This is a genomic window from Rathayibacter sp. AY1C9 (genome assembly GCF_002932315.1).
Classification (GTDB): domain Bacteria; phylum Actinomycetota; class Actinomycetes; order Actinomycetales; family Microbacteriaceae; genus Rathayibacter.
Genome location: NZ_PSVZ01000011.1, coordinates 45,898 through 71,579, shown reverse-complemented (window position 1 = coordinate 71,579; position 25,682 = coordinate 45,898). Strand labels below are relative to the sequence as shown.

Here is a 25,682-nt window from a genome sequence, read left to right as displayed (position 1 = left end):
CCCGCCCTCGCACCCGGCGCGCCGGGTCGGTCCGCACAGCACGACGCCCCCGTGCGCCTCGCGTCCCCGTGGGACGGATGCGCGCGGGGGCGTCGGGCGGGCGGGTTCAGTCGGTTCCGGCGTCGAACGCCGCACCCTCCGAGGCCAGGTCGGTGGCGCGTCCGAGCGCATCGGCCGCTGCGGACCCGCCGCCCTCGGTGATCGCGTCGGCCTCGCCGATCTCGAGCTCGCCGACGAGCTCGGCGGTCGGACCGCCGACGAGGCCGGCGGCCGCGTACTGCTCGAGCCGCGAGCGGGAGTCGGCGATGTCGAGGTTGCGCATCGTGAGCTGCCCGATGCGGTCCTCGGGGCCGAAGGCGGCGTCGCCGACCCGCTCCATCGAGAGCTTGTCCGGGTGGTAGCTCAGCGCGGGGCCGGTCGTGTCGAGGATCGTGTAGTCGTCGCCGCGGCGCAGACGCAGGGTGACCTCCCCGGAGACGGCCGAGCCGACCCAGCGCTGGATGGACTCGCGCAGCATCAGCGACTGCGGGTCGAGCCAGCGGCCCTCGTACATCAGGCGGCCGAGACGGCGGCCCTCCGAGTGGTACTGGGCGACGGTGTCCTCGTTGTGGATCGCGTTCAGCAGGCGCTCGTAGGCGATGTGCAGCAGCGCCATGCCGGGGGCCTCGTAGATGCCGCGGCTCTTGGCCTCGATGATCCGGTTCTCGATCTGGTCCGAGACGCCGAGCCCGTGGCGTCCGCCGATCGCGTTCGCCTCGAGCACGAGCGCGACGGCGTCCGAGAACTCGACGCCGTTCAGCGCGACGGGGCGGCCGGCCTCGAAGCGCACCGAGACGACCTCGGAGGCGATCTCGACCTCGTCGCGCCACGACGCGACCCCCATGATCGGCTCGACGAGCTCGAGGCCGCTGGAGAGCTCCTCGAGGCGCTTGGCCTCGTGGGTGGCGCCCCAGATGTTGGCGTCGGTCGAGTAGGCCTTCTCGGTGGCGTCGCGGTAGGGGAAGCCGCGGGCGACCAGCCACTCCGACATCTCGGTGCGGCCGCCGAGCTCGTTGACGAACTGCACGTCGAGCCAGGGCTTGTAGATGCGCAGGCGGGGGTTGGCGAGCAGGCCGTAGCGGTAGAACCGCTCGATGTCGTTGCCCTTGTAGGTCGAGCCGTCGCCCCAGATGTCGACGCCGTCCTCGCGCATGGCGCGGACGAGGAGGGTGCCGGTCACGGCGCGGCCGAGGGGGGTGGTGTTGAAGTAGGTCTTGCCGCCGGAGCGGATGTGGAAAGCGCCGCACTGCAGGGCGACGAGCCCCTCCTCGACCAGCGCGCTCTTCGCGTCGACGAGGCGCGAGATCTCGGCGCCGTACTGGGCCGCGCGGGACGGGACGCTCTCGATGTCGGGCTCGTCGTACTGGCCGATGTCGGCCGTGTACGTGCAGGGCACCGCGCCCTTCTCGCGCATCCAGGCGACGGCGACGGATGTGTCGAGGCCTCCCGAGAATGCGATTCCGACACGCTCGCCCACGGGCAGACTGCTCAACACTTTCGACATGCCTCCGATTTTAGGAGGAACGGGGACCTCCTCCGTGCCGCGGGAGGTCCGAGCCGCCTCCCGGGGCGCCCGCGCGGGGTGCGCTCCGGCTGTGGGAGCACGTCCTCCGTCGATCCGCGTCGATCGCCGCCGCCCCCGACCGGGGCGCGCGAGCCGGCCGGAGGCTCCGTGGTCCGGAGGCGGCGCCCGCGCAGCCGGCGCGGATCGCCCGCTCCGGCTGAGTGGTTCCGCGCGGCCCGGATGGACGGCCGTGGCGAGCGCGTGCCAGGCTCCGCTCGACCCCCGCTTCCGCCGCCGCCGCCTCCGAAAGGGCTCTCCGTGCCACGACCTCCTCATCGCCTCGCGGCGATGGCCCTCGCCTGCCTGCTCGCCGCGGGCGGTTCCGCCGCTCTGGCGCCGTCCGCCCTCGCGACGCAGGCCGTCGCCGAGACTCCGACCGCCTTCGTCCCGGGGGAGACTCCGCCCGCAGAGGCGCGCGGATCGCAGACCTACACGAACGCTCTCCTCGGCGGCGACTCGCTCGACGCGGGGGAGCGCATCTTCTCGAACGGAGACTCCGCGAGCTTCGAGATGCAGGCGGACGGCAACGCCGTGATCTACGACGCCGGGCGCCGCCCCGTCTGGAGCACCAGGACCCAGGGCACCGGAGCGACCACGGTGCGGATGCAGGAGGACGGCAACCTCGTCGTCGTGACCGGCTCCGGCACGCCCGTCTGGGCGTCCGGGACCGCGGGAGAGACCGGCGCGCTCGCCCTCATCCAGGACGACGGGCAGCTCGTGCTCGTCCGCCCGAACGGGGACACGGCCTGGTCCTCGGCCGACGAGCAGGAGCCCGAGCCGGAGCCGATCGCCGACGTCCTCGACAGCGGGCGCGAGCTCTCTCCGGGACAGCAGCTGACCGCCTCTGACGGCCGCTCGCGCGCCGCGATGCAGAGCGACGGCAATCTCGTCGTCTACGTGGACGGATCCCCGCGCTGGAGCTCCGTCACCTCCGGAGCGGGCAACCGCCTCGCGATGCAGACCGACGGGAACGCGGTGGTCTCGGCCGCCGGGTCCGGCGTGCGCTGGCAGGCGGGAACGCCCGGGAACCCGGGCGCGCGGATGCGGATGCAGAACGACGGCAACCTGGTGATCACCGCCGCCTCCGGACGGCCGCTCTGGGCGAGCTCGACCTCGCGCGCGCCTGAAATCCGAGACGTCCTCTCCTCCGGCTCGCGGCTCAGCCGGGGACAGCAGCTCACCTCGCCGGACGGCCGGTCGCGCGCCTCCCTGCAGGGCGACGGCAATCTCGCGGTCTACTCGCGGGGGGACGTCCGCTGGGGCGCCGGCACCCAGGGCGAGGGCGAGACGCTCTCGATGCAGTCGGACGGCAACGCCGTGGTCACCTCCGCCTCGGGCCGACCCCTCTGGGCCTCGGGTACGGCGGGCAACCCGGGATCCCGCCTGCAGATGCAGAACGACGGCAACCTGGTCGTCTACTCCGCCTCGGGCCGCGGGCTGTGGGCGAGCGACACTCCTCCGGCGCCGCCCGCGCCCGCCGTCCGGGACACCCTCTCCTCCGGGAACCGGCTGACCGCCGGTCAGCTGCTGCGCTCCTCCGACGGAGGAAGCGAGGCGGTCATGCAGGGCGACGGCAACCTCGTCGTCTACTCGCGCGGCTCGGCCCGCTGGGCGGCCGGCACGTCCGGAGGCGGCAACCGGCTCGAGATGCAGTCCGACGGCAACGCCGTGGTCTACGCGGGCTCCGGCGGAGCGCGCTGGCAGTCCGGCACGGCGGGCAGCCCGGGCTCCCGGATGGTCATGCAGAACGACGGCAATCTGGTGATCTACTCGCCGCAGGGCCGCGCACTCTGGGCGAGCACGCAGGCCGCGGCACCGGCGCCGGCACCGGCGCCCGGCCCGGGACGACCTGCTTATCCCGGCGACGCTGTGAACTGCGACGACTTCCCGGACCAGGCCTCAGCTCAGCGGTACTTCGACCTGTACGACCCGTACTACGGCGATGTCGCAGGGCTCGACAGGGACGACGACGGGTTCGCCTGCGAGTCCAACTGAAGGCAGCGAAGGTCCGCCCCTGCCGGAGGGGCGGGCCTTCGGCCGTCCTCCGACGACGAGAGCCTCACCCTCCTCTCTCAGGTCCGAGCGGTCCCCTGCAGGCCTCCGGGCCACGCTCGCGGGTATCGAGTGGCGAAGACAACCCGCCTGCGCGAGAGGCTCTCCGGCGGACGACCATCGACAAGGCGCCTTGCGCACTGATGCTCCGCTGCCGCGCGAGCTCCCGCGCCGCCGGGTGACGCGGCATGCTGGGGCAGGACTCCGCCGACGACGCGGATCGGAAGGACGCCATGACCCCGACGATTCCCTCCAGCCGCGAGAGCCTGCTGGTCACCCCTGACGAGCTCGCCGAGCTCATGGCCTCCACCGAGCCGCCGCTCGTCCTCGACGTGCGCTGGCGCCTCGACCGGCCCGACGGCCGCCCGGAGTACCTCGCGGGCCACCTGCCCGGCGCGGTGCACGTCGACCTCGATCACGAGCTGGCCGCCCACGGCGAGCCGGAGGAGGGGCGCCACCCGCTGCCTCCGATCGAGGTGCTGCAGGAGGCGGCGCGCGGCTGGGGGCTCCGCCGGGGCCGGTCCGTCGTCGTGTACGACGACGCGCGTAGCGTCCCGGCCGCGCGGGCCTGGTGGCTGCTGCGGGCGACGGAAGTGGAGGACGTCCGCCTGCTCGACGGGTCGCTCGCCGGCTGGATCCGCTCGGGGCGGGAGCTCGAGACGGGCGACGTCCCGCGCGAGCGGGGCGACGTCGAGCTGGCCTACGGTCGGCTCCCGGTGCTGGACATCGACGAGGCGGCGGCGCTGCCCTCGGCGGGCGTCCTGCTCGACGCCCGCGCCCCTGAGCGGTACCGCGGCGAGGTCGAGCCGATCGACCCGCGGGCGGGCCACATCCCCGGCGCTCGGAACGCTCCCGCGTCCGCGGCGCTCGACTCCGAGGGGCGGTTCCGGCCCGCCTCCGACCTGCGCGCGGGATTCGAGGCGCTCGGCGTACGGGAGGACGCCCCCGTCGGCGTGTACTGCGGCAGCGGCGTCTCGGCCGCGGTCGACGTCGTCGCGCTCACGCTCGCGGGCTTCGCGCCGGCGCTCTACCCGGGCTCCTGGTCGCAGTGGTCGAGCACGCCGGGCCGGACGGTGGCGACCGGCCCGGAGGCCTGAACCGCCTGCTCCGGAGCGCCCGCGGAGCTCAGCTGAGGCGGGAGTGCTCGCCGAGGTGGTGCCAGGTGCGGTTGTGGTAGACGAGCGGCGCCGTGGTCTCGGAGTCCTCGGGCACGTGGGCCTCGAGGGCGTGCACGGCGACGATCGTGGACGATCCCGCCTCCATGCGGTTGATCACCGTGCCGCGGATCCAGGCGGCGGCGCCCGGGAAGAACGGCTCGCCCGTGGGCAGCCGCGACCAGAGCGACGTGTCGGCGAAGCGGTCGATGCCGCTGGTCGAGCCCAGACGCGCCAGGTCGAGCTGCTCCGCCCCGAGCAGGTGCACGACCAGCGTCTCGGACGCCTGGATGGCTGGAGAGCTGGACGAGGCGGACGAGAGCGAGAAGACGAACAGCGGCGGCTCGGCGCTCACCGAGAAGACGGAGGTCGCGGTCAGGGCGACCGGGCCGGTGCCCGGGTCCGCGGTGATCAGCGCGACTCCGGCGGCGTGGTTGCGGAACGCGAGCTTGAAGTCCTCCGGGGAGAGTCCGGCGAAGGCGCGGTGCTCCGGCTCGCGGTCCGGGGTGGTGGCGAGGTTCTCGCGGCTCATCGGAGACTCCTGATCGATCGAGGGTGCGGCACGGGGTGGTGGCCCGCCGTCGCGCCGCAGCACGGCTCCTCCAGACTGGCGCACCGACCGGGGGAGGGCCGCCCCATTGCGGAGTATGACGCCGCCACCTCGGGGAACGCCGATCCGCCGCTCCCTGTTCCCGATCACGCCGCATCGGGTGCCCGTCCTCGGCGCCGGAGCCCGCGCACCCGTCGCTCGCCCTCAGCGCAACCCGTCGCCGCGGCCGCGGTCTGCGCGCAGACTCGAGGGCATGGCCCACCGTCAGCGCACGTCCACCGCGCACCCCGAGAGCAAGACCTGCGCCTCCTGCGGTCGCGAGATCGAGTGGCGCGCGAAGTGGGCACGGGACTGGGAGGACGTCCGCTACTGCTCGGACGCCTGCCGCCGTCGCGGAGTCGGACCGGAGGAGGCGCGCCTCGAGGAGGAGATCCGCACCGTCCTGCTCGCGCGAGCGGCGTCGTCGACGGCGTGCCCGTCCGAGGTCGCGCGCCGGGTCGGCGGCGAGGAGTGGCGGCCGCTGATGGAGCCCGTCCGCCGGGCCGCGCGCCGCCTGGTCGACCGGGGCGAGATCGACATCGTGCAGGGCGGACAGGTCGTCGACCCCTCGCGGGCGAAGGGCCCGATCCGGCTGCGGCGACGCCCCGGAGGACCCCTGTCGCCGGGCGGCGCCGCGGGCTAGCCTCAGCAGATGCCCAGCAGCGACGCCGTCGTCCTCACCGTCCCCGGACCGCACGGCGACCGGGAGGTGCGGATCTCGAGCCCCGAGCGCGTGCTGTTCCCGGAGCCGGGCATCACCAAGCGCGAGGTCGCGGAGTACCTGATCGCCGTCGGCGAGCCGTTCGTCGCGGCGAACGGCGGCCGCCCCGTCTCGCTGCAGCGGTTCTCCTCCGGGATCGAGGGCGAGCAGTTCTTCTCGAAGAACCCGCCCAAGGGCGCGCCCGAGTACGTCCGGTCCGTCCCGGTGACGTACCCGAGCGGGCGGGTGCATCCGCAGCTCGTGATCGACGAGCCCGCGGCCGCCGTCTGGGCGGCGCAGATGAACACCGTCGTCTTCCACCCGTGGGCGTCCCGCGCCGATGCGCCCGACCTGCCCGACCAGCTCCGGATCGACCTCGACCCGCAGCCCGGCACCGACGTCGCCGACGCGGTCGTCGCCGCGCACGCGCTGCGGGAGGTCCTGCGGGAGGCCGGCCTCGACCCGTTCGTGAAGACGTCCGGCAACCGCGGCCTGCACGTCTTCGCGCCGATCGTCGCCGAGCACGAGTTCCTCGACGTCCGCCACGCGGTGATCGCCGCGGCGCGCGAGCTGGAGCGGCGGATGCCCGAGCAGGTCACGACGGCGTGGTGGAAGGAGGAGCGCGGCGAGCGGATCTTCGTCGACTTCAACCAGGCCAACCGCGACCGCACGATCGCCGGTGCCTACAGCCCGCGGCCGCTCGCGCACGCTCCCGTCTCCACTCCGCTGGACTGGGACGAGCTCGACGGCGTCGACCCGCGGGCCTTCACGATCCGCACGGTCCCGGCGCGCCTCGCCGAGCGCGGTGATCCGTGGGCCCGGATGCACGACGCCCCCGGTCACCTCGACGCCCTGCTCGGCTGGTGGGAGCGCGATGTCGCCGCCGGCCTCGGCGAGCTGCCGTTCCCGCCCGACTTCCCCAAGATGCCGGGCGAGCCGCCCCGCGTGCAGCCCAGCCGCGCGAAGAAGGCCTAGCCGAGGACGTCGCCGAGGTCGTACGCGGTCGGCTGCTCCAGCTGCTCCATGGTGCAGGAGGCGGCGTCGCGGTCCGGGCGCCAGCGCTCGAACTGCACGGTGTGCCGGAAGCGGTCGCCCTCGCGCTGGTCGTAGCGGACCTCGAGCACGAGCTCGGGACGCAGACGCACGAAGGAGGTGTCGCGGCCGCTCGAGAACCGGCTCCGCTCGCCCTCGCCGCGCACCGGCGCTCCCCCCGCGTCGCGCTCGACCGCGGGTGCGAGCTCCTCCAGCAGCTGCACGCGACGCTCGTCGCTGAAGGCCGAGGCCCCGCCGACCTGGCGGACCTCTCCGTCGTCGCCGTGCAGGCCGAGCAGGATCGAGCCCACGCCCGGCTTGGAGGCGTGCTCGCGGTACCCGATCGCGATCACGTCGGCCGTGCGGTTGTGCTTGACCTTGAGCACGGCGCGCTTCCCGGGGGAGTAGGGCGCGGCCAGGGGCTTCGCCACGACGCCGTCCAGTCCTGCGCCCTCGAAGCGCTCCAGCCAGTCGCGCGCCAGGGCCTCGTCGTCGGTGGCGCGGCCGAGGTGCAGCGGATGCGGGACGCCGGCCATCACCGCGGCGAGCGCCTCCCGCCGCGCCGAGTACGGCTCCTCGAGCATGCTGCGCCCGTCCACGGCGAGCAGGTCGAAGGCGACGAGCATCGCCGGGGTGGTCTCCGCCAGCATCCTCACGCGGCTCGCGGCCGGATGGATGCGCTGCGAGAGCAGGTCCCAGTCGAGCCGCTGGGCACCCGGCTCGCCGGTCGCCAGGACGATCTCGCCGTCGAGCACGCAGCCGTCGGGGAGCAGCCGGAGGAAGGCCTCGACGAGCTCGGGGAAGTACCGGGTCAGCGGCTTGGAGCCGCGGCTCCCGATCTCGCACTCCCCGCCGGAGACCGAGACGATCGCGCGGAACCCGTCCCACTTCGGCTCGTAGGAGTATCCGCCCGCGACGGCGGTCTGCTCCGGCACCGCAGGAACGGCCTTGGCGAGCATCGGGGCGACGGGGAGCGCGAACGGGAGGTCCATGCCCTGATCATCCCGGCCGCGGTCTCGGACCGCACCCCCTTCCGGAAGGGGCCGTGGTCTCGGACCGCACCCCCTTCCGGAAGGCTGTGGACCGGGACGTTCCGGGCCCGCCGCGGAGGTTCGAGGCGTAGCGTTCCCGGCATGAGCATTGACTGGAAGCGCTGGACGCCCGTCGCCGTCGTCCCCGCGGTCGTCGTCGCCGCGGCCGTCGCCCTCCCCCTCTCGGCGAGCGCCGCGGGGGACCTCCCCGAGAAGTCCGCCGCCGACCTCCTCGCCTTCGTCGCCGAGAGCGACGCCACGGCGTTCTCCGGCGAGATCCAGCAGACCTCGGACCTCGGCCTGCCCGACCTCTCGGCGCTCGGCGGCTCCGCCGGCTCGGCGTCCGCCGACCCCGCCGACTCCCTCGTCGAGCTCTCCACCGGCTCGCACCAGGCGCGCGTGTACGTCGACGCCGAGAAGGGCGCGCGCCTCCAGGTGCTCGACCGGCTGGCCGAGCGCGACGTCGTCGCCTCGACGACCGACGGAGTCTGGATCTACGACTCGAGCGCGAACACCGCCACCCACCTCGTGCCTCCCGCGGGCGGAGCGCCCGAGGCCTCGCCGGGCGATCAGGTCGTGACGCCGTCGTCCGCCGCCGAGCAGCTGCTCGCCGCGATCGACCCGACGACCACGGTCGCGGTCGGCTCGGACGTCAGCGTCGCCGGGCGCGATGCGTACGAGCTCGTGCTCACGCCCCGCGACGGCGGCACCCTCGTGGGCTCCGTGACCGTCTCGATCGACGGCGAGACGGGCCTCCCGCTCGGGGTAGCCGTGACCGCCCGCGGGGGCACCGCGCCCGCGTTCAGCGTCGCGTACACGAGCATCGACTTCTCGACACCCGACGCGTCCCTCTTCTCCTTCACGCCCCCGGCCGGCGCCGAGGTGACGGAGCAGGCCGCTCCGGTCGACGACGCGGCGGACGCCTCCGACGCGCCCGCCGCGGGCACGGCCGAGCACTCCGACGTCGTCACCACGGGCTCCGGCTGGACGAGCGTCGTCGAGCTGCCCGCCGGTGACGCCGACGCGCTCTCCTCGCTCGACGCGGTCACCACGCCGGTCGACGGCGGCCGCATCCTCTCCTCCGCACTGCTGACCGTCCTCGTCACCGACGACGGACGCGTCCTCGCCGGAGCGGTCCCGGCCGAGACGCTCCGCGACGCGGCCTCCGCTCGGTGACGGCGGGCGAGCTCGCAGTCGAGACGCGGGGCCTCACCAAACGCTTCGGGCGCCAGGAGGCGGTCTCCGGTCTCGACCTCGCCGTTCCCCGCGGCGCCGTCTTCGGCTTCCTCGGCCCGAACGGCTCGGGCAAGACCACGACGATCCGGATGCTGCTCGCCCTCGCCGCGCCGACCGCGGGCAGCATCACCGTCCTCGGGCAGGCCATGCCCCGGCGCGCGGCCGAGGTCCTGCCCCGGGTGGGGGCGCTGGTCGAGGGGCCGGGCTTCTACCCGTTCCTCTCCGGAGCGGCCAACCTCCGGCGCTTCGACGCCGCGGAGGCGGGCACCTCGTCCCGCACCCGCGACACCCGTGCGAAGGAGGCCCTCGCCCGCGTCGGTCTCTCGGCCGCGGCGCGCAAGAAGGTCGGCTCCTACTCCCTGGGCATGAAGCAGCGGCTCGGCATCGCGGTCGCCCTGCTCTCGCCGCGCGACCTGATCGTGCTGGACGAGCCCACGAACGGCCTCGATCCGCAGGGCACCCGCGAGGTCCGCGCTCTCGTGCGCGGACTGAACCAGGACGGCACGACCGTCCTCGTCTCCAGCCACCTCCTCGCCGAGATCGAGCAGCTCTGCACCCACGCCGCCGTCATGCGCACAGGGCGCCTCGTGGCCCAGGGCGGGCTGGACGAGCTGCGCGGGGACGCCGCCTCGGTCGAGCTGCTGACGCCCGACCGCGAGCGCGCGATCGTGGCCCTGCACACCCGGGGTCTGGAGCCGCGCACCGCGCCGGGCCCGCACCCCGCCGATCCGCCGCTGGTCGTCGCCGCTCTGCCGCCCGGGCTCGCGGCCGAGGCGCTGGTCGCCGACCTCGTGCGGGCCGACGTCCGCGTCCGCGGGTTCGCCGTCCGCCGCCCCTCGCTCGAGGAGCGCTTCGTCGAGCTGACCGGGGAGGGCTTCGATGTCGAGCGCTGACGCGACCGTCCGCCGAGCAGGGATCGGGTCCCTGCTCGCCTCCGAGCTCGCCCTGCTCTTCCGCCGGCGCCGCACCTGGGCGCTGCTCGCGGCCCTGGCCGCCATCCCGATCCTGCTCGCCGTCGCGGTGCGGCTCTCGGGCGGCGACGGAGGCGGGCCCTCCTTCGTGGGCGCGATCGCCGGCAACGGCCTCTTCACCGGCTTCGCGGCCATCACGGTCGCCGTCCCGCTGTTCCTCCCGCTCACGGTCGGGGTCGTCGCCGGCGACGCGATCGCGGGCGAGGCCTCGCTCGGGACGCTGCGCTACCTGCTGGTCAGCCCCGTCGGCCGCGTGCGGCTGCTCGCGGTGAAGTTCGCCGCCTCCCTCGCCTTCTGCCTCGCCGCAGCACTCACCGTCATGGTGGTCGGGATCCTGATCGGCCTGGCGCTCTTCCCGGCGGGACCGGTGACGCTGCTCTCCGGCAGCACCGTCCCGCTCGCCGACGCGATCGGCCGGGCCCTGGCGATCGCCGTGTACGCGGCGCTCTCGCTGGTCGGGCTCTCGGCGATCGGCCTCTTCATCTCGACGCTGACCGATGTGCCGGTCGGCGCCATGGCGGCCACCGTCGTCGTCTCCATCGCGGCGCAGATCGTCGGCTCGCTCTCGCAGCTGGACGCCCTCCACCCGTTCCTGCTGACCGACCGGTGGTTCGACTTCGCCGACCTCCTGCGCGACCCGATCGCGTGGAGCTCCTTCGGCGAGAACGCGCTGCTCCAGCTCGCCTACGTCGCCGTGTTCGGGTCCCTCGCGATCGGCCGCTTCACCACCCGCGACATCCTCTCCTGATCCTGGGACGACGGAGGCCGCCCTCCCGCACTGCGGTGGGGGCGGCCTCCGATGTCGACGGGGTCAGTCCTGGGGAGCGATCCCGAAGCTGACGGAGCCGCCCTCGTCCACCTGCGCGTCGAGGACCTTGTCGCCGAGAGCGACGGAGGCGGCGACGTCGAGGAACACGCGCGCTCCGTCCTGCTCCACGACGGCGTCCGTCGTCTCGGGGGCCGCGGCGACCGCGACAGCGAAGTTGCGGGCGTCGAGATCGGTGCCGCTGATGCGCAGGCCTCCCTCGACGGGGGTCTCGGTCTGCCCGGTGATGGTCTTGACGACGGTGCTGGCGTTGTCGGTGAGCGTGAGCATCGGGTCGTTCCTTCCGTCCGTGGTCGATGAGGGGGCCACGTTGCCGGGATCCGGCGGCACCCTCAAGGCGGCGGAGCGGATGTGGAGGGGATGCACACCTGGACGGCCCGGGGAGTCGCGGCGCTCGCCGGAGCCGCGCCGGACCGGGGGCGCCGCATCGCCTGCCACACTGGCCGGATGCATCCCGCCGACTCCTGCCCCTGCGGAAGCCGCCGCCACTACGCCGACTGCTGCCGCCCCGCCCACCTCGGCGAGGAGCCCTCGCCGACGGCGGAGCGCCTGATGCGCAGCCGCTACAGCGCGAACGTCCTCGGCAGCGCTCCCTACCTGCTCGCGAGCTGGCACCCCTCGACCCGGCCGCGCCGCATCGACCTCGATCCCGACGTGCAGTGGCGCCGGCTCCAGATCGTCGACATCTCGTTCGGCGGGGAGGGCGACGAGGAGGGCCTGGTCGAGTTCCGCGCCTCCTACCGCTCGCCCGCCGGCCCCGGCCTCGTGCACGAGCGCAGCCGCTTCCTGCGCGAGGACGGTCGCTGGCTCTACGTCGACGGCGAGATGCTCGGCGACGAGGCCTGATCCGTCCGGGCCGTCCTACTCTGGAGGCATGGCCAAGGACTTCCGCCGGGCGGACGACGCGTCGCGCTACGAGCTCCACCTCGACGGCGCCTTGGTGGGCGTCCTCGACTACCGCGAGGCGCCCGGCAGCGTCTCCCTCGTCCGCTCCTTCACGACCCCGCCCTTCCGAGGCCGCGGGCTCGCCGGGGAGCTGGTCTCCTTCGCCGTCGCCGACATCGAGGCCGCCGGCGGGCGGAGCGTCGTGCCGATGTGCTGGTACGTCGGGCAGTGGTTCGAGCAGCACCCCGAGAAGGCGCACCTCCTCGCTCCCTCCTGAGCCGCTCGCTCACTCGCGGACCGCGGGCTCCACTCCGGCCAGGTCCGGGCCGAGGCCGATGTCGACCAGGCGCAGACGGCCCGCGTAGGAGTCGCCCGGAGGCAGCAGCAGACCGGCCTTGATCGCGCCGAAGGCGACCGTCACATCGGCGCGCAGCACGGTGGGATCGGGGACCGACCCGTCGTCGGGATGGATTCCGCTCGGCAGGTCGACCGCGACGACCACCGGGCGCTCGGCCCGCCGCTCCAGCGCGTCGAGCACCGCCTCGACGACGACGCGCGGCCGCCCCCGCAGCGCGGGCTCCGTCGCTCCGATGCCGAGGATCCCGTCGACCAGGACGTCCGCCCGCGCCACCGCCGCGGCGAGGCCGGGCGCGTCGTCGGCCGGCACCTGCCCGCAGCCCTCGTCGAGCGCCACGGCGAGGCCCCGGCGGTGCACCCGCTCGGCCGTGAGGACGAGGACGACGTCGGTTCCGGAGGAGGAGAGCTCGGCGGCCGCGTAGAGCGCGTCACCGCCGTTGTCGCCCGGACCGACCAGGACGAGCACCGAGGCCGGACGGGAGCGGTCGGAGCGCCCGGCGAGCACGAGACGCAGCTCGCGGGCGAGGCCGTCGGCGGCGCGCTGCATCAGCGGCTCCCGCCGGGCCAGGTGCGGAGCCTCGGCGGCCCGCACTTGCGCGGACGTGTATCCCTCGACCATGCGCTCCACTGTGCGCGCGGCGCTGCGGGCGTGCAACCCCGTCAGCTCTCCTGCACCGCCCGGTCCGACTCCTCGACGATCGCCCGCATCGCGGCCTCCGCAGCGTCCGCGTCGCCCGAGGCGACGGCGGCGGCCACCGCCCGGTGCAGCCGCACCGCGGTGGAGTCGGCCTCGCGCGGCATGAGCGCATTGCGGGTGCGGCCGGCGAGGACCTCGGCGACCAGATCGCCCAGCTGCGCGAGCATCCGGTTGCCGGACGCGGCCAGGAGGGAGCGGTGGAAGGCGGTGTCGGCGGCGAGGTAGGCGGACTGGTCGGCTGCGCGGGAGTGGGTGGAGAGGGCGTCGCCCGCCTCCGTGAGCGCCCGCCGTTGCTCCTCGGTCGCGTTCGCCGCGGCGAGCCGGGCGGCGAGCGGCTCCACCCCGAGCCGGAGCTCGCTGAGCTGGTGCAGCTGGCGCCGCCGGTCCGGGCCGTCCAGTCCCCACGCGACGACCCGCGTGTCCAGGGCGTTCCAGCACTCCGGAGGCTGGACCCGCGTCCCCGCGCGGCGGCGGGACGTCACGAGCCCGAGCGTCTCGAGGACGCGCACCGCCTCCCGCATCACCGAGCGGGAGACCCCGCGCCGCTCCGCACGCTCGTCGGCGCTGAAGGTGGTGCCCGGCGCGAGCTCGCCGCGCACGATCTGCGAACCGAGCTCGTCCAGCACCGAGTGGTGCAGCGAGGGCGTCGGCGCGGGCATGCGGTCATCCTGCCATCGCCGGAGTCGCGCCCCGGCCGATCTTCGGGCATGATCGGGACACACGCAGGTTATGTCGGACAAAAGCCGGCCGCTGGCCGTCGGCTCGACCAAGGACGCTCATGACACCGACCCTCCTCCCCGCCCTCCGCGCCGCCGCCGGGGACGCCCCCGCCACCACCGCCGGGCAGGGGCAGCTGATCCTCGCCGCCGTCGTCGGCATCGGCGTGATCGTCGTGCTGATCACCTGGCTGAAGCTGCACCCCTTCGTCTCCCTGCTGATCGGAGCGCTGACGACGGGCCTGATCGCGGGGCTGGCGGCGGCGGACGCGGTCGCCAGCTTCGCGCTGGGGTTCGGCAACACCATGGGCGGCGTCGGCATCCTCATCGGCCTCGGCGCGATGTACGGCAAGCTCCTCGCCGACTCGGGCGGCGCGGACCGCATCGTGGACACCCTCATCGCCCGCTCGAGAACTCGCGCGCTGCCCTGGATGATGGGCTTCGTCGGCGCGCTGATCGGGCTGCCGATGTTCTTCGAGGTCGGGCTCGTGCTGCTGATCCCGGTCGTGATCCTGGTCGCCCGCCGGAGCGGTCTGCCGCTGATGAAGGTGGCGATCCCGACGCTCGCCGGCCTCTCGGTGATGCACGGCCTCGTCCCGCCCCACCCCGGACCGCTGGTCGCGATCGACGCACTCGGCGCGAACCTCGGCGTGACCCTCGCGTTCGGCGTCCTGGTCGCGGTCCCCACCGTCGTCGTCGCCGGCCCGCTCTTCGGCCGGGTCGCCGCCCGCTGGGCGCCGGTGGAGACGCCGCCGCTCTTCGGCGAGGGCGCGGGCGAGACGCGCGAGCACCGCCCGGGCTTCGCCGCCGCGGTCGCGAGCATCCTGCTGCCGGTCGTGCTGATGCTGGGCAAGGCGATCGCCGACATCGCGGCCCCGGGCTCCACGGACGCCTGGAAGGGCGCCCTCGACTTCCTCGGCACGCCGACCATCGCGCTGGGGATCGCGCTCCTGGCCGGTCTGGTCCTGCTCGGCCGCGGCGGCCGGATGAACCGCACCGAGCTGCAGGCCTCGCTCTCGAGCTCGCTGCCGCCGATCGCGGGCATCCTGCTCATCGTCGGCGCGGGCGGCGGTTTCAAGCAGGTCCTCGTCGACACCGGGATCGGCGGGGTGGTCGCCCAGCTCGCGGAGGGGAGCGGCGCCTCGGCGCTGCTGCTCGCCTGGCTCGTGGCCGTCGTGATCCGCGTCGCCACCGGCTCCGCGACCGTCGCCACCGTGACCGCCGCAGGGATCCTCCAGCCGCTGACCGAGACCATGGACGGGCCGATGGTCGCCCTCATGGTGCTCGCGATCGGCGCCGGCTCGGTGTTCCTGTCGCACGTCAACGACGCCGGGTTCTGGCTGGTGAAGGAGTACCTCGGGCTCAGCATCGGCCAGACGCTCAAGACCTGGACCGTGATGGAGTGCCTGGTCTCGGTGACCGGGCTCGCCGGGGTCCTCCTGATCGGTCTCTTCGTAGGAGGTATCTGATGACCGCTCTTCCCACCGTCCCCGTCCGCGCCGTCGTCGTCATGGGCGTCTCCGGCAGCGGCAAGTCGACCGTCGCGTCGCTCCTGGCGCGCCGACTGGGCTGGGAGTTCCTCGAGGGGGACGACCTGCACCCGCAGGCGAATGTCGACAAGATGCACGCCGGCATCCCGCTGACCGACGAGGACCGGGCGCCCTGGCTGGCCGAGATCGCCCGCGTGGTGGACCAGCGGATCGCCGCGGGCGGCTCGGTCGTCGTGACCTGCTCTGCTCTGCGCCGCCGCTACCGCGACGTCCTGCGCCGCGACGACCTCGTCTTCGCGCACCTCGCGGGATCGAGGGACCGTATCGCCGGGCGGCTCGCCTCGCGGGTCGGCCACTTCATGCCGACCACGCTGCTCGACTCGCAGTTCGAGGCGCTCGAGCCCCTCGGCGACGACGAGCTCCACGTCACGGTCGACGTGGGCGGCGCTCCGGAGGAGGAGATCGCCGAGATCCTCGGGGGGCTCGGCCTCGCGCCCGCGGGCGCCTAGAGCAGCAGCGACTCCACCGGCACGGCCGGGAGGTCGAAGGCCGCGGCGACGGCGGTGTTCGTCACCCGGCCGTCGTGGGTGCTCAGGCCGCGGGCGAGCGCCGGGTCGGCGGCCAGGGCGGCCCGCCACCCGCGGTCGGCCAGCGCGAGCGCGTAGGGGAGCGTCGCGTTGGTGAGCGCGCGGGTCGAGGTCTCGGGGACGGCGCCGGGCATGTTCGCGACGCAGTAGTAGACGCTCCGGTGCACGGGGAACACCGGGTCGTCGTGCGTGGTCGGACGCGAGCCCTCGAAGCAGCCGCCCTGGTCGATCGCGATGTCGACCAGCACCGAGCCCGGCTTCATCGTGGCGACCATCTCGTCGGTCACCAGCTTGGGCGCCTTGGCGCCCGGGATGAGGACGGATCCGATCACGAGGTCGGCGTCGGCCAGCTGCGCGGCGATCTCGTAGGCCGAGGAGGGGCGGGTCTGGATCGCGCCCTGGAAGCGGTTCTCGAGCTGCGCGAGGCGGGGGAGCGAGAGGTCGACGATCGTGACGTCGGCCCCCATGCCGAGGGCGTTCGCCGCGGCGTGCTCGCCGGCCGTGCCGCCGCCGATCACGACGACCTTCGCCTTCGGAGTGCCGGGGACCCCGCCGAGTAGCGTGCCCCGTCCGCCGACGGCACTCATGAGGTGGTAGGCGCCGACCGTGATCGACAGGCGCCCGGCGACCTCGCTCATCGGCGAGAGCAGCGGCAGCCGCCGGTCGTCCAGCTGGACCGTCTCGTAGGCGATGGAGGTCGTCCCCGCCGCGAGCAGCGCATCGGTGCACGGGCGGGAGGCGGCGAGGTGGAGGTAGGTGAAGAGCACCTGGTCGCGGCGCATCCGCGGGTACTCGGCCTCGATCGGCTCCTTGACCTTGAGGACCAGCTCGGACTCGCCCCAGACCTCGTCGGGCCCGTCGACGACGAGGGCGCCGGCGCGGCGGAAGTCGTCGTCCGACACGCGCGAGCCCAGGCCCGCGCCGGCCTCGACGAGGACCTCGTGGCCGCGGCGCACCAGCTCGTGGACGCCGGCCGGAGTGGCGGCGACCCGGTTCTCGTTGTTCTTGATCTCGGTGGGGATCCCGACGCGCACGGCGGCTCCTTCGCTGCGGCCCGCGGGGCGGGCGGTGGGCGCCGATCCTGCACCGGCTCTGCCCCCATCGTGCGAAGATCGTGCCCGGAGCGGAGGAACTCCGCAGGATCGGTCGGAAGTCACCGCACGGGCCGAAGGTTCGTCGGCGGAGTGAGGGAGCGGGCGCATGCCACCGAAGGATCTGCACGACCTCGACGACCTGGATCCGGTCGATCGGACCCTGGTGCGCCTCCTCCGCGCCGACGCGCGGACGCCCAACAGCCGGCTCGCCGAGCGCGCCGGCATCGCCCCGTCGACCTGCGTCGCACGCGTCCGGGGCCTCGTCGAGCGCGGCGTCATCACCGGCTTCACCGCCGAGCTCGACCCGGCGGCGCTCGGCCTGACCCTGCAGGCGCTGATCAGCGTCAGCATCCGCGTCGGCCAGCGCCAGGCGATCACGCGCTTCGCGGAGGAGATCCGCGCGCTGCCCGAGGTGGTGCAGGTGTTCTTCCTCGGCGGCTCGGAGGACTTCATCATCCACGTCGCGGTCCGCGACTCCAGCGACGTGCGGGACTTCGTGGTCTCGAACCTCTCGGCGAATCCGGCGGTGGCCTCGACGCGCACGAGCCTGGTGTTCGACCACCACCGCAAGGGCCCGGCGGTCCCCGAGTAGCGCGAGCCGGCGCGGCCCGAGCGGCCGCTCGGCCCGCGCCCGTCCCCCGGGGCTAGTGCGCCCCGGGGTTCACGTCGCCGCCCCCGCGCTGCATGAGTCCGGGGATGCGCTTGGCGAGCCCCGGGATCGCCTCGTCCGAGATCGAGATCCGCGTGTCGCGCAGGCGCTGGCGCAGCAGGGTCTCGACGTCCTCCTCCGGTCGCAGCTCGGCGTCGCCGGCGACCTGCAGCAGCAGGCCGCGCAGCTTCTCGTCGAGCTGCGCGTCGTCGCTGCCGTGCTGGATCGGATGGTCCTGGGATGCGTTCGTCATGCCTCCATGCTGGCACCGGCGACCCCGTGCCGAGAGGACTTGCGCCGCGGCAGGATGGTCGCATGCCGTTCACCCGCGCCGAGCTCGCAGCGTTCCAGGACCGCACCGTCGAGGACCTGCTGGGCGACGACGTCCGGCTCCTCTTCGTCGGCATCAACCCGGGACTGTGGACCGCCGCCACCGGCGCGCACTTCGCCCACCCCGGCAACCGCTTCTACCCGGCGCTCGTCGCGGCCGGGATCCTCGAGCGCGCGCCGCGCGTGTCCGAGGGGATGAGCGCCGCGGACCGCGCGGAGCTCGTCTCCCGCGGCGTCGGCATCACCAATCTCGCCTCCCGGGCGACCGCCCGCGCCGACGAGCTGACCGCGGAGGAGCTGCGCGAGGGCGCTCAGCGGCTGGTCGCCACCGTGGGGCGGGTGCGGCCCCGGGCCGTCGCGGTCGTCGGCATCACCGCCTACCGGATCGCGTTCGGACGCCGCAGGGCGGTGCAGGGCAGGCAGGAGGAGGACGTGGCGGGCGCGCCGCTCTGGGTGCTGCCGAACCCGAGCGGCCTGAACGCGCACGACACCGTCGCCTCGCTCGGGCGCGCCTACCGCGAGCCGGCGCTCGAGGCGGGGATCGTCTCTTCCGACGCGCTCCTGCCCGGGGACGTCGGACCCCGCCCGCAGGAATAGCCGTCGACCCCCGGAGGTTGCAGAAGTCCATGAGTATGCATGAAGTCAAGTTCGGCGTCGACACGTTCGGCGACGTCACCGCCGGCCCCGACGGCGCCCCGCTGCCGCACGGCCAGGTCCTCCGCGACGTGGTCGAGGAGGGAGTCCTGGCCGACCGGGTCGGCATCGACTTCTTCGGGATCGGCGAGCACCACCGCGCCGACTTCGCCGTGAGCGCACCGGACGTCGTGCTCGCCGCCATCGCGGCCCGCACCGAGCGCATCCACCTCGGCTCCGCCGTGACGGTCCTCTCCTCGGACGACCCGGTGCGCGTCTACCAGCGCTTCGCCACCCTCGACGGACTCTCCGGCGGCCGGGCCGAGGTCATCCTCGGCCGCGGCTCCTTCACCGAGTCCTTCCCGCTCTTCGGCTACGACCTCGCGCAGTACGAGGTCCTCTTCGAGGAGAAGCTCGACCTCTTCCACGCCCTGATCCAGGGCGGCCCGGTCACCTGGCAGGGCAAGACCCGCCCCGCGCTCACCGAGCAGAGCGTCTACCCGACCCTCGACAACGGCACCCTCCGCACCTGGATCGGCGTCGGCGGCAGCCCCGAGTCGGTCGTCCGCGCCGCCCGGTACGGCTTCCCGCTCGTCCTGGCGATCATCGGCGGCTCGCCGGCCCGCTTCCGCCCCTACGTCGACCTCTTCGGCCGCGCGCTCGACCAGCTCGAGCAGCCCCGCCTCCCGGTCGCCGTGCACTCGCCCGGCTTCGTCGCCGACACCGACGAGGAGGCGCGCGAGCTGTACTTCCCGCACCACAAGGCGATGATGGACGCCATCGGCCGCGAGCGCGGCTGGTCCCCGATGACCCGCGAGCGCTTCGAGGAGGAGGCCGGCCCCGACGGCGCCATCCACCTCGGCTCGCCCGAGACGGTCGCCCGGAAGATCGCGCGAACGGTCGAGGCCCTGGGCATCGACCGCTTCGACCTCAAGTACAGCGCCGGGACGCTGCCGCACCCGGCGATCATGCGCAACATCGAGCTCTACGGCACGCAGGTCATCCCGCGGGTGCGCGAGCTGCTCGCGCACTGACCCCCGCCGGGCGCCCGTTCCCCCGCTGGGCGCTCGGCGCGTTCTGAGCCGACGCGGTGCGCGCTCCCACCGGGCGCCCGGCCCGCGTCGATACACTCGGAACCCCCCGCCCCGACCCTCCCGGAAGCACATGCCCGACAGCCACGCCGCCCGCACCCCCTACGAGGTGCTGGGCGTCGCCGCCACCGCGTCCGACGACGAGCTCCGCCGGGCGTACCGGCTCCGCCTCCGCGAGACCCATCCGGACACGGGAGGCGACGCCGCGTCGTTCCACGCGGTGCAGCTCGCCTGGGAGCGGATCGGCAGCGCCTCCGCCCGCGGCGACTACGACCGAGGCGCTCCCGCCCCCGGGAGGTCCTCCCCGCAGTCGCCGTACACAGGCTCGCCGCGCCCGCAGACCGCCTCGGCCGTGCGCGCCCGCTCCTACGGTCACCCGGGAGGCGCGGCGCGCGAGTACTACCTGCGCCTGGTGCGCGAGTGGCTCGGCCGCGGCGTCGAGACCGAGGACCCCTTCGACCCGGCGATCGTCCGCTCCGCTCCTCGCGAGATCCGCTCCTGGCTCGCGAAGGCTCAGGCCGAGGAGGCGACGGCCGCGCTCGTCGGCGCGCTCGGCATCGCCTACACGATCTGGAACGACGTCGCGGTCGGCGACGGCGGGCTCAAGATCGACCACCTCGTGCTCGGGCCGGCCGGCCTGCTCGCGCTGACCTCCGCCGACTGGGGCGACCCGGTCCGCCTGAGGAAGGGCGAGCTCGAGGGCCCCGGGATCGCCGAGGACGAGAAGCCGATCGCCTCGCTCGCGAAGGCCGCGCGCCGTCTCGGCCGCGAGCTGGGCGTCCGCTTCTCGACGAGCGTCGTGGTCGTGCCGGACGACGCGCTGGAGCAGCCGTTCGAGCAGGTCGAGCGCGGCCGGCACCAGGGCGCCGTCGTCATCCGCCGCTCGCTGCTGCCGCAGCTGCTGCGCTCCGGCACGGACGACCCGCGGCTCGGCGGGTACGGCGAGTCGTTCGAGGTCCGCACCCGCGTGCAGAACCGCATCCGCTTCGTCTGACACCGCGCTAGCCGCCGCTCGCGACCGGGGCAAGGGGTTAGCGCGCATCCGGCCCCCCGCCCACCATGGGACGTGCCCCCGGGCATCCCACGACGAGCGGAACGAGGACGGACCATGGTGCGATTCGGATACACCCTGATGACCGAGCAGAGCGGACCCAAGCAGCTGGTGGGCTACGCGGTCGACGCCGAAAGGCTCGGCTTCGAGTTCGCGGTCTCGAGCGACCACTACTCGCCGTGGCTGACCGAGCAGGGGCACGCCTCCTACGCCTGGACGCTGCTCGGAGCGGTCGCGCAGGCCACGTCGACCATCGACCTCACGACCTACGTCACCGCGCCGACCATCCGCTACCACCCGGCCGTGGTGGCGCAGAAGGCTGCGACGCTCGCGATCCTCTCCGACGACCGCTTCACGCTCGGCCTCGGCTCGGGCGAGAACCTCAACGAGCACGTCGTCGGCGAGGGCTGGCCCTCGGTCGCCGTGCGCCAGGACATGCTCGAGGAGGCCGTCCACCTCATCCGCGAGCTGCACACCGGCGAGCTGGTGACCTGGGAGGGCGAGTACTTCCGCGTCGACTCCGCCCGCATCTGGGACCTGCCGGACACGCCGGTCGAGATCGGCCTGGCGGTCTCGGGGGAGAAGTCGATCGCCCGCTTCGCGCCGATCGGCGACCACCTCATCACGACCGAGCCCGACGCCGAGCTGATCTCGCAGTGGACCGCGGTCCGCGGTGCGGACGCCGCCCCCTCGCGCACGATCGGCCAGATCCCGATCTGCTGGGCGCCGGACAAGGAGCAGGGAGTGGCGCTGGCCCACGAGCAGTTCCGCTGGTTCGCCGGCGGCTGGGCGGTCAACTCCGATCTGCCGACCCCCGCCGGCTTCGCCGGAGCGAGCCAGTTCGTGCGCCCGGAGGACGTCGCCGAGCAGATCGCCTGCGGCCCCGACCTCGACGAGCTCGCCCAGAGCTTCGTGCCCTACATCGAGGCGGGCTTCACCGACATCGCCCTCGTCCAGGTCGGCGACGAGCTGCAGCAGCGGTTCCTCGACGAGGCGGCGGAGGGGCTCCTGGAGCGCCTGCGCGCACTCGCCCCCTGAGGCCGCCGGCGGGTCGCGCGGTCAGAATCCGCGGAGGCGCTCGATGTCGCGCCGGTCGCGCTTCGTCGGGCGGCCCGCTCCGCGGTCACGGACGATCACGCCCGGCGCGGACTCCCGGGGTGGCGGCGGGGGCGTCCGGTCCTCCATGCACTCGGCGGCCACCGGCGCACCGACCCGCTTGACCACGAGTCCGCGGACGATCAGCTCCCGGTCGAAGCCGCCGATCCGGGCGCGGACCTCATCGCCCACCCGCACGGTCTGCGCCGCCTTGGCCCGCTCGCCGTTGACGCGGATGTGGCCGGCCCGGGCCGCGGTCGTCGCGGCGGAGCGCGTCTTGTAGATGCGCACCGCCCAGAGCCACGCGTCCACCCGCACGGCACCGGTCACCGGGATCTGCATCCCCCCAGTCTACGAACGGCGCCCGCTAGCCACCCACCCCGCGGTCCTACACTGGCCGCCGACAAGGAGGTTCCCATGAACCGAGACGACAGCATCTACACCGGAGCGGACGACGCGCTGCGGAGCGGCGACGACCGCATGGTCGCGGCGAACGACAGCTCCGGAGCCGGCGGAACCCGCGGCGACGTCGGCATGAGCACGACGAGCGGCGAGGGCACCGGGGTCCCCACCCGCGGCGCGCCTCCGCAGAGCGGATCCCCGTCCGAGCTGCGCCCCACCGGCTTCCCGCACGCGGGCCTGGAGTTCTCGCTCGTCCCGTCCGGGCACGAGGAGTGGCGGATCGAGCACCCGGGCGGTCGCACCGTCGGCGTCCTCGCCGTCATCTCGCACGCGGGCGAGGAGTCGGAGGCCGTGTTCGTCACGCGCCGCGTCGGCTCCGAGGACGCCGTGGCCGAGGGCACCGACTGGCGCGGCATCGTCTCGGCCGTGATCAACGACGAGGCGGCGGACGAGCGCGATCCGGTCCAGCTCGACCCCACCGTCGAGCACGTCCGCGGCGGACTGATCAGCCGCGGCCCCGCGGACGTCGACGGCCTCTCCTGAGCCCTCTCTCCTCCGGGACGCCGTCCGCGCTCGGCGCGGGGCGTCCCACGGAGGAGGGTCGGACGCTCAGCGGGCGAGCAGCGCGGCGTTGATCCGGGCCGAGAGGTCGGCGTCGACGCGGCGGTCGGTCCCGTCGACGGCGCGGACGGGAGCGGCGTTGCGCGCGCTCGAGACCAGCCACGCCGCGTCCGCCGCCTCCAGATCGCCCGAGCGCAGCGGACGCACCGCCGTCCCGAGGCCGAGGCCCGGCGCGAGCGCGAACAGGTCGGCCTGCGTGGTGCCGGGCAGCAGCCCGAGGCTCGGCGGAGGAGTCACGAGCTCCCCGCCCGTCAGCAGCACGAGGTTCGAGGTCGGCCCCTCGAGCAGGTAGCCGTCGCTCGACACGAACAGGGCGTCGTCGGCACCGCGCCGGGCGGCCTCCCGCGCGGCCGCACGGTTCACCGCGTACGAGAGCGTCTTCGCGCCGGCGAGCAGCCAGGGGGACGTCGACTGCACGTCCGAGCGCAGCCCGCGGTCCAGGAGCACCACGCGCAGGCCGTCGCGGCGGGCCGGGCCGAAGTCCGGGCTGGTCTGGACGAAGACGACGCCGGTGGGCCGCCCGCCGCCCTCGACGCCGCGGGTCAGGATCGTCTTCACCATCGCCTCGGCGACGGGCGGGTGCGCGGCCACCGCCGCTCCGATCGCCTCGAGCCAGGCGGGCCGGTCCGGCCGGGGCAGGTCGAGCATCCGGGCCGAGCGCTCGAAGCGGTCCAGGTGCGCGTCGAGCGCCTGCAGCCGTCCGTCGACCAGGTTGATCGTCTCGAACACGCCGTCGCCGCGGGTGAAGCCGAGGTCGGTGACGTCCAGATCGCCGCGCCCGCTCGGATCGATGCGGTGCGCGGGTCCTCCCGGCGAGTGCGCCTCGGCGTCGAGGGAGGGCCGGTCGAGGACGACGAGGGTCTCAGCGGGCATGGGCGGTGCGGTCCTTCCGGGAGCGGCGGCGGGGGAAGAAGCGGAGCAGCGCGATCGTCAGCAGGGCGCCGATCAGGGAGCCGCTGCCGTTCGAGACCAGGTCCTGCACGTCGGAGACGCGGGTCGGCAGCCACAGCAGCTGCGCGGTCTCGACGGCCGCCGACACGGCGAGCCCGATGGCGGCGGCCCACAGGCGGCGCCCCGCCGGCAGCTGCGCGGCGATCAGCGCACCGAGCGGCACGAAGAGCAGCACGTTCGCGGTGAACTCCGCCACGTCGAAGTCGAACCAGCCGGTGAGCGGCGTGGAGGCGAGGAAGGCGATGATCCCGCGGATCAGCGCGTTGGGCTCCCCGGCCGGGTAGGGCGCGGGCGTCAGCGTGATCAGGGCGATCAGCGCGAGCCAGGCGAGCGTCGCGAGGCGGAGGGGTCTCGAGCGGCGCATCGTCCGATTCTGCCAGCCCGTCGGGGTCGGGCGCGGCGGGCGCGGTGTGGGAGGCTGGAGGGCATGACCAGCGAGGACCCCGGCGCGGACGCCGTGCTCCCGCGCCACCCCTTCGACGCGTCGCTCGGCGACGGCTGGGTCGAGATCGGCGACGGACGCCGCTTCTGGGGGCGCTTCGGCGCCGCCGGCCTCCTCCTGCGCGATCCGTCGGGACGCGTCCTGCTCCAGCACCGCGTCAGCTGGAGCCACTTCGGCGACACCTGGGGGCTGCCCGGCGGCGCCCGTCACCCCGAGGAGACGGCCTTCGAGGCGGCCCTCCGGGAGTCGGAGGAGGAGGCGGGCGTCCCCGCCGACCTGATCCTGCCCGTGCTCTCCAGCGTCGTCGTGATCGGACCGTGGAGCTACTCCACCGTCCTGGCCGAGTCCCGCGAGCACTTCACTCCCCGCATCAGCGACGCCGAGAGCACCGAGCTGCGCTGGGTCGCCCCCGACGAGGTCGACTCCCTGCCGCTGCACCCGGGCTTCGGAGCGGCCTGGCCGGGTCTGCGCGCGCTCGGCTCCTCGATCCCGGTGCTCGTCGTGGACGCCGCCAACGTGGTCGGCTCACGCCCCGACGGCTGGTGGCGCGACCGCGCCGGCGCCGCGGAGCGCCTCCTCGCCTCCCTGGCCCGCCTCGCGGAGGCCGGCGTCCCCGGCCGTCTCCTGGGGATCGACGCCGACACGGTCTGGCCGCGCATCGCCGTGGTGCTCGAGGGAGTGGCGCGCGCCGCCCGTCCGGAGGCGGGCGCTCTCACGGAGCGGCTGACGGTCCACGCGGCCGACGGCTCGGGCGACGACGCGATCGTCGAGCTGGTCGGCGCGCTCGAGACCGCGGTCGTCGTGACGGCCGACCGTGGACTGGCCGCCCGCGTCGAGGCGCTCGGGGCCGCCGTGGTCGGTCCGAGGTCGCTGCTCGACCTCCTCGATCCCGCCCGGGAATAGGCCGCGGGGGCACCCGGTTGCATCCCCCATGGCTACGACTGCGATGACCCTCGACTCCCACGACCAGACGATCGCCGACGGCATCGTCCTCATCGACTTCTGGGCCGACTGGTGCGGCCCGTGCAAGCAGTTCGCTCCGGTCTTCGAGGCCACGAGCGAGAAGAACGCCGACATCACCTTCGCGAAGGTCGACACGGAGGACCAGCAGCAGCTCGCCGCGAGCTACGGCATCTCCTCCATCCCCACCCTCGTGGTGTACCGCGACGGGATCCCGCTGATGGCTCAGCCCGGCGCCCTGCCCGCCCCCGCGCTCGACAACCTGATCGAGCAGGTCCGCGGCCTCGACATGGTCGAGGTGCGCCGTCAGTACGAGGAGGCGAAGGCCGCTCAGGAGGCCGGCGTCGCCCCGCAGGCCTGATCCGCCCGGCGCCTCGACCCGCTCCGCAGGCGGGAGGCGCCCGCAGACGCACGAGAACCCCCGGCAGCCGTGAGGC

Annotated in this window: 30 protein-coding genes; 19 read left to right on the top strand and 11 right to left on the bottom strand. The window is 74.3% G+C overall.

Annotation, left to right across the window (positions count from 1 at the left end):
* Nucleotides 1-106: 106 nt before the first annotated feature.
* The gene (gene argG, locus C5D09_RS09540; protein WP_104222545.1) at nucleotides 107-1,543 is read right to left on the bottom strand and encodes an argininosuccinate synthase; all 1,437 of its coding nucleotides are present in this window, start codon (nucleotides 1,541-1,543) and stop codon (nucleotides 107-109) included.
* Between the two features lie 348 nt (nucleotides 1,544-1,891).
* Here argG and C5D09_RS09535 point away from each other — a divergent pair, with 348 nt between their 5' ends.
* Together C5D09_RS09535 and C5D09_RS09530 are read left to right on the top strand one after the other, a co-directional pair.
* Nucleotides 1,892-3,598, top strand: coding sequence for an excalibur calcium-binding domain-containing protein (locus tag C5D09_RS09535; RefSeq protein WP_181135023.1), 1,707 nt, complete (start codon nucleotides 1,892-1,894; stop codon nucleotides 3,596-3,598).
* Nucleotides 3,599-3,888: 290 nt separating this feature from the next.
* Entirely contained in the window at nucleotides 3,889-4,752 is an 864-nt protein-coding gene (locus C5D09_RS09530) for a sulfurtransferase (protein ID WP_104269190.1), read from the top strand.
* 28 nt (nucleotides 4,753-4,780) lie between these two features.
* On the opposite strand, the gene C5D09_RS09525 is transcribed toward C5D09_RS09530, so the two are convergent.
* The gene (locus C5D09_RS09525) at nucleotides 4,781-5,341 is read right to left on the bottom strand and encodes a flavin reductase family protein (RefSeq protein WP_104222547.1); all 561 of its coding nucleotides are present in this window, start codon (nucleotides 5,339-5,341) and stop codon (nucleotides 4,781-4,783) included.
* Between the two features lie 271 nt (nucleotides 5,342-5,612).
* On the opposite strand from C5D09_RS09525, the gene C5D09_RS09520 reads away from it, so the two are divergent.
* Nucleotides 5,613-6,041, top strand: a complete 429-nt coding sequence (locus tag C5D09_RS09520; protein ID WP_104233370.1) for a DUF2256 and DUF3253 domain-containing protein — start codon at nucleotides 5,613-5,615, stop codon at nucleotides 6,039-6,041.
* 9 nt (nucleotides 6,042-6,050) lie between these two features.
* On the top strand, nucleotides 6,051-7,073 hold the full coding sequence (gene ligD / locus C5D09_RS09515) for a non-homologous end-joining DNA ligase (protein WP_181027141.1): 1,023 nt from the start codon (nucleotides 6,051-6,053) through the stop codon (nucleotides 7,071-7,073).
* Here the strand turns inward: ligD and C5D09_RS09510 are convergent.
* The gene (locus tag C5D09_RS09510; RefSeq protein ID WP_104269168.1) at nucleotides 7,070-8,122 is read right to left on the bottom strand and encodes an ATP-dependent DNA ligase; all 1,053 of its coding nucleotides are present in this window, start codon (nucleotides 8,120-8,122) and stop codon (nucleotides 7,070-7,072) included. The genes ligD and C5D09_RS09510 overlap by 4 nt on opposite strands.
* 141 nt (nucleotides 8,123-8,263) lie before the next feature.
* Here C5D09_RS09510 and C5D09_RS09505 point away from each other — a divergent pair, with 141 nt between their 5' ends.
* From C5D09_RS09505 to C5D09_RS09495, 3 genes are read left to right on the top strand one after another with little or no spacing between them, the layout of a single operon-like run.
* The gene (locus tag C5D09_RS09505; RefSeq protein WP_104269167.1) at nucleotides 8,264-9,337 is read left to right on the top strand and encodes a DUF2092 domain-containing protein; all 1,074 of its coding nucleotides are present in this window, start codon (nucleotides 8,264-8,266) and stop codon (nucleotides 9,335-9,337) included.
* Nucleotides 9,334-10,290: an ABC transporter ATP-binding protein gene (locus C5D09_RS09500; RefSeq protein WP_104269166.1), complete on the top strand. Its 957-nt coding sequence runs from the start codon at nucleotides 9,334-9,336 to the stop codon at nucleotides 10,288-10,290. The genes C5D09_RS09505 and C5D09_RS09500 overlap by 4 nt, the downstream gene beginning before the upstream one ends.
* Nucleotides 10,277-11,116 (top strand): ABC transporter permease, encoded by an 840-nt coding sequence (locus C5D09_RS09495; protein WP_104255477.1) that lies wholly within the window; start codon nucleotides 10,277-10,279, stop codon nucleotides 11,114-11,116. The genes C5D09_RS09500 and C5D09_RS09495 overlap by 14 nt, the downstream gene beginning before the upstream one ends.
* Before the next feature lie 63 nt (nucleotides 11,117-11,179).
* Here the strand turns inward: C5D09_RS09495 and C5D09_RS09490 are convergent, their stop codons facing one another.
* Complete coding sequence (locus C5D09_RS09490; RefSeq protein WP_104222553.1) at nucleotides 11,180-11,464, bottom strand: hypothetical protein; 285 nt, start codon at nucleotides 11,462-11,464, stop codon at nucleotides 11,180-11,182.
* 177 nt (nucleotides 11,465-11,641) lie between these two features.
* Here C5D09_RS09490 and C5D09_RS09485 point away from each other — a divergent pair, with 177 nt between their 5' ends.
* Together C5D09_RS09485 and C5D09_RS09480 are read left to right on the top strand one after the other, a co-directional pair.
* A complete protein-coding gene (locus C5D09_RS09485) occupies nucleotides 11,642-12,040 on the top strand; it encodes a YchJ family protein (RefSeq protein WP_104233402.1) in 399 nt (132 codons plus the stop codon).
* 28 nt (nucleotides 12,041-12,068) lie between these two features.
* The gene (locus C5D09_RS09480; protein WP_104225396.1) at nucleotides 12,069-12,356 is read left to right on the top strand and encodes a GNAT family N-acetyltransferase; all 288 of its coding nucleotides are present in this window, start codon (nucleotides 12,069-12,071) and stop codon (nucleotides 12,354-12,356) included.
* 9 nt (nucleotides 12,357-12,365) lie between these two features.
* On the opposite strand, the gene C5D09_RS09475 is transcribed toward C5D09_RS09480, so the two are convergent.
* Together C5D09_RS09475 and C5D09_RS09470 are read right to left on the bottom strand one after the other, a co-directional pair.
* Nucleotides 12,366-13,055, bottom strand: coding sequence for an NAD(P)H-hydrate epimerase (locus C5D09_RS09475; protein ID WP_104225395.1), 690 nt, complete (start codon nucleotides 13,053-13,055; stop codon nucleotides 12,366-12,368).
* Between the two features lie 41 nt (nucleotides 13,056-13,096).
* Complete coding sequence (locus C5D09_RS09470; RefSeq protein ID WP_104225394.1) at nucleotides 13,097-13,792, bottom strand: FadR/GntR family transcriptional regulator; 696 nt, start codon at nucleotides 13,790-13,792, stop codon at nucleotides 13,097-13,099.
* 119 nt (nucleotides 13,793-13,911) lie between these two features.
* Between C5D09_RS09470 and C5D09_RS09465 the strand changes: the two genes are divergently transcribed.
* Nucleotides 13,912-15,318 carry a GntP family permease gene (locus C5D09_RS09465; protein WP_104269165.1) on the top strand — a complete coding sequence of 469 codons (1,407 nt, stop codon included), beginning with the start codon at nucleotides 13,912-13,914 and terminating at the stop codon, nucleotides 15,316-15,318.
* Nucleotides 15,318-15,848, top strand: coding sequence for a gluconokinase (locus tag C5D09_RS09460; protein WP_104225392.1), 531 nt, complete (start codon nucleotides 15,318-15,320; stop codon nucleotides 15,846-15,848). Before C5D09_RS09465 ends, C5D09_RS09460 begins: the two co-directional genes overlap by 1 nt.
* Here C5D09_RS09460 and ald read toward each other — a convergent pair.
* The gene (gene ald, locus C5D09_RS09455; protein ID WP_104269164.1) at nucleotides 15,845-16,960 is read right to left on the bottom strand and encodes an alanine dehydrogenase; all 1,116 of its coding nucleotides are present in this window, start codon (nucleotides 16,958-16,960) and stop codon (nucleotides 15,845-15,847) included. The genes C5D09_RS09460 and ald overlap by 4 nt on opposite strands.
* A 166-nt stretch (nucleotides 16,961-17,126) precedes the next feature.
* Between ald and C5D09_RS09450 the strand changes: the two genes are divergently transcribed.
* Nucleotides 17,127-17,612, top strand: a complete 486-nt coding sequence (locus C5D09_RS09450) for an Lrp/AsnC family transcriptional regulator (protein ID WP_104222560.1) — start codon at nucleotides 17,127-17,129, stop codon at nucleotides 17,610-17,612.
* Between the two features lie 52 nt (nucleotides 17,613-17,664).
* Here C5D09_RS09450 and C5D09_RS09445 read toward each other — a convergent pair whose 3' ends face one another.
* Nucleotides 17,665-17,922, bottom strand: a complete 258-nt coding sequence (locus tag C5D09_RS09445) for a hypothetical protein (protein ID WP_104269163.1) — start codon at nucleotides 17,920-17,922, stop codon at nucleotides 17,665-17,667.
* A 62-nt stretch (nucleotides 17,923-17,984) separates the two neighbouring features.
* On the opposite strand from C5D09_RS09445, the gene C5D09_RS09440 reads away from it, so the two are divergent.
* The 4 genes from C5D09_RS09440 to C5D09_RS09425 all read left to right on the top strand — a co-directional run bounded on the left by C5D09_RS09440 (nucleotide 17,985) and on the right by C5D09_RS09425 (nucleotide 21,812).
* Nucleotides 17,985-18,596, top strand: a complete 612-nt coding sequence (locus C5D09_RS09440) for a mismatch-specific DNA-glycosylase (RefSeq protein WP_104269162.1) — start codon at nucleotides 17,985-17,987, stop codon at nucleotides 18,594-18,596.
* A gap of 35 nt (nucleotides 18,597-18,631) precedes the next feature.
* The gene (locus C5D09_RS09435) at nucleotides 18,632-19,666 is read left to right on the top strand and encodes an LLM class flavin-dependent oxidoreductase (RefSeq protein WP_104269161.1); all 1,035 of its coding nucleotides are present in this window, start codon (nucleotides 18,632-18,634) and stop codon (nucleotides 19,664-19,666) included.
* Between the two features lie 130 nt (nucleotides 19,667-19,796).
* Entirely contained in the window at nucleotides 19,797-20,717 is a 921-nt protein-coding gene (locus tag C5D09_RS09430) for a DnaJ domain-containing protein (protein WP_104269160.1), read from the top strand.
* Between the two features lie 114 nt (nucleotides 20,718-20,831).
* On the top strand, nucleotides 20,832-21,812 hold the full coding sequence (locus C5D09_RS09425; protein WP_104222565.1) for a TIGR03557 family F420-dependent LLM class oxidoreductase: 981 nt from the start codon (nucleotides 20,832-20,834) through the stop codon (nucleotides 21,810-21,812).
* 21 nt (nucleotides 21,813-21,833) lie between these two features.
* Here the strand turns inward: C5D09_RS09425 and C5D09_RS09420 are convergent, their stop codons facing one another.
* Entirely contained in the window at nucleotides 21,834-22,211 is a 378-nt protein-coding gene (locus tag C5D09_RS09420) for an RNA-binding S4 domain-containing protein (RefSeq protein WP_181027140.1), read from the bottom strand.
* A gap of 75 nt (nucleotides 22,212-22,286) precedes the next feature.
* On the opposite strand from C5D09_RS09420, the gene C5D09_RS09415 reads away from it, so the two are divergent.
* Entirely contained in the window at nucleotides 22,287-22,814 is a 528-nt protein-coding gene (locus tag C5D09_RS09415; RefSeq protein WP_104225386.1) for a hypothetical protein, read from the top strand.
* Between the two features lie 66 nt (nucleotides 22,815-22,880).
* On the opposite strand, the gene C5D09_RS09410 is transcribed toward C5D09_RS09415, so the two are convergent.
* On the bottom strand, nucleotides 22,881-23,765 hold the full coding sequence (locus C5D09_RS09410; protein ID WP_104269159.1) for an aminotransferase class IV: 885 nt from the start codon (nucleotides 23,763-23,765) through the stop codon (nucleotides 22,881-22,883).
* On the bottom strand, nucleotides 23,755-24,207 hold the full coding sequence (locus C5D09_RS09405) for a VanZ family protein (protein ID WP_104269158.1): 453 nt from the start codon (nucleotides 24,205-24,207) through the stop codon (nucleotides 23,755-23,757). Before C5D09_RS09405 ends, C5D09_RS09410 begins: the two co-directional genes overlap by 11 nt.
* 63 nt (nucleotides 24,208-24,270) lie before the next feature.
* Between C5D09_RS09405 and C5D09_RS09400 the strand changes: the two genes are divergently transcribed.
* Both C5D09_RS09400 and trxA read left to right on the top strand, forming a co-directional pair.
* The gene (locus tag C5D09_RS09400) at nucleotides 24,271-25,188 is read left to right on the top strand and encodes an NUDIX domain-containing protein (protein WP_104225383.1); all 918 of its coding nucleotides are present in this window, start codon (nucleotides 24,271-24,273) and stop codon (nucleotides 25,186-25,188) included.
* A gap of 28 nt (nucleotides 25,189-25,216) precedes the next feature.
* The gene (gene trxA, locus C5D09_RS09395) at nucleotides 25,217-25,606 is read left to right on the top strand and encodes a thioredoxin (RefSeq protein WP_104222570.1); all 390 of its coding nucleotides are present in this window, start codon (nucleotides 25,217-25,219) and stop codon (nucleotides 25,604-25,606) included.
* Nucleotides 25,607-25,682 lie beyond the last annotated feature (76 nt).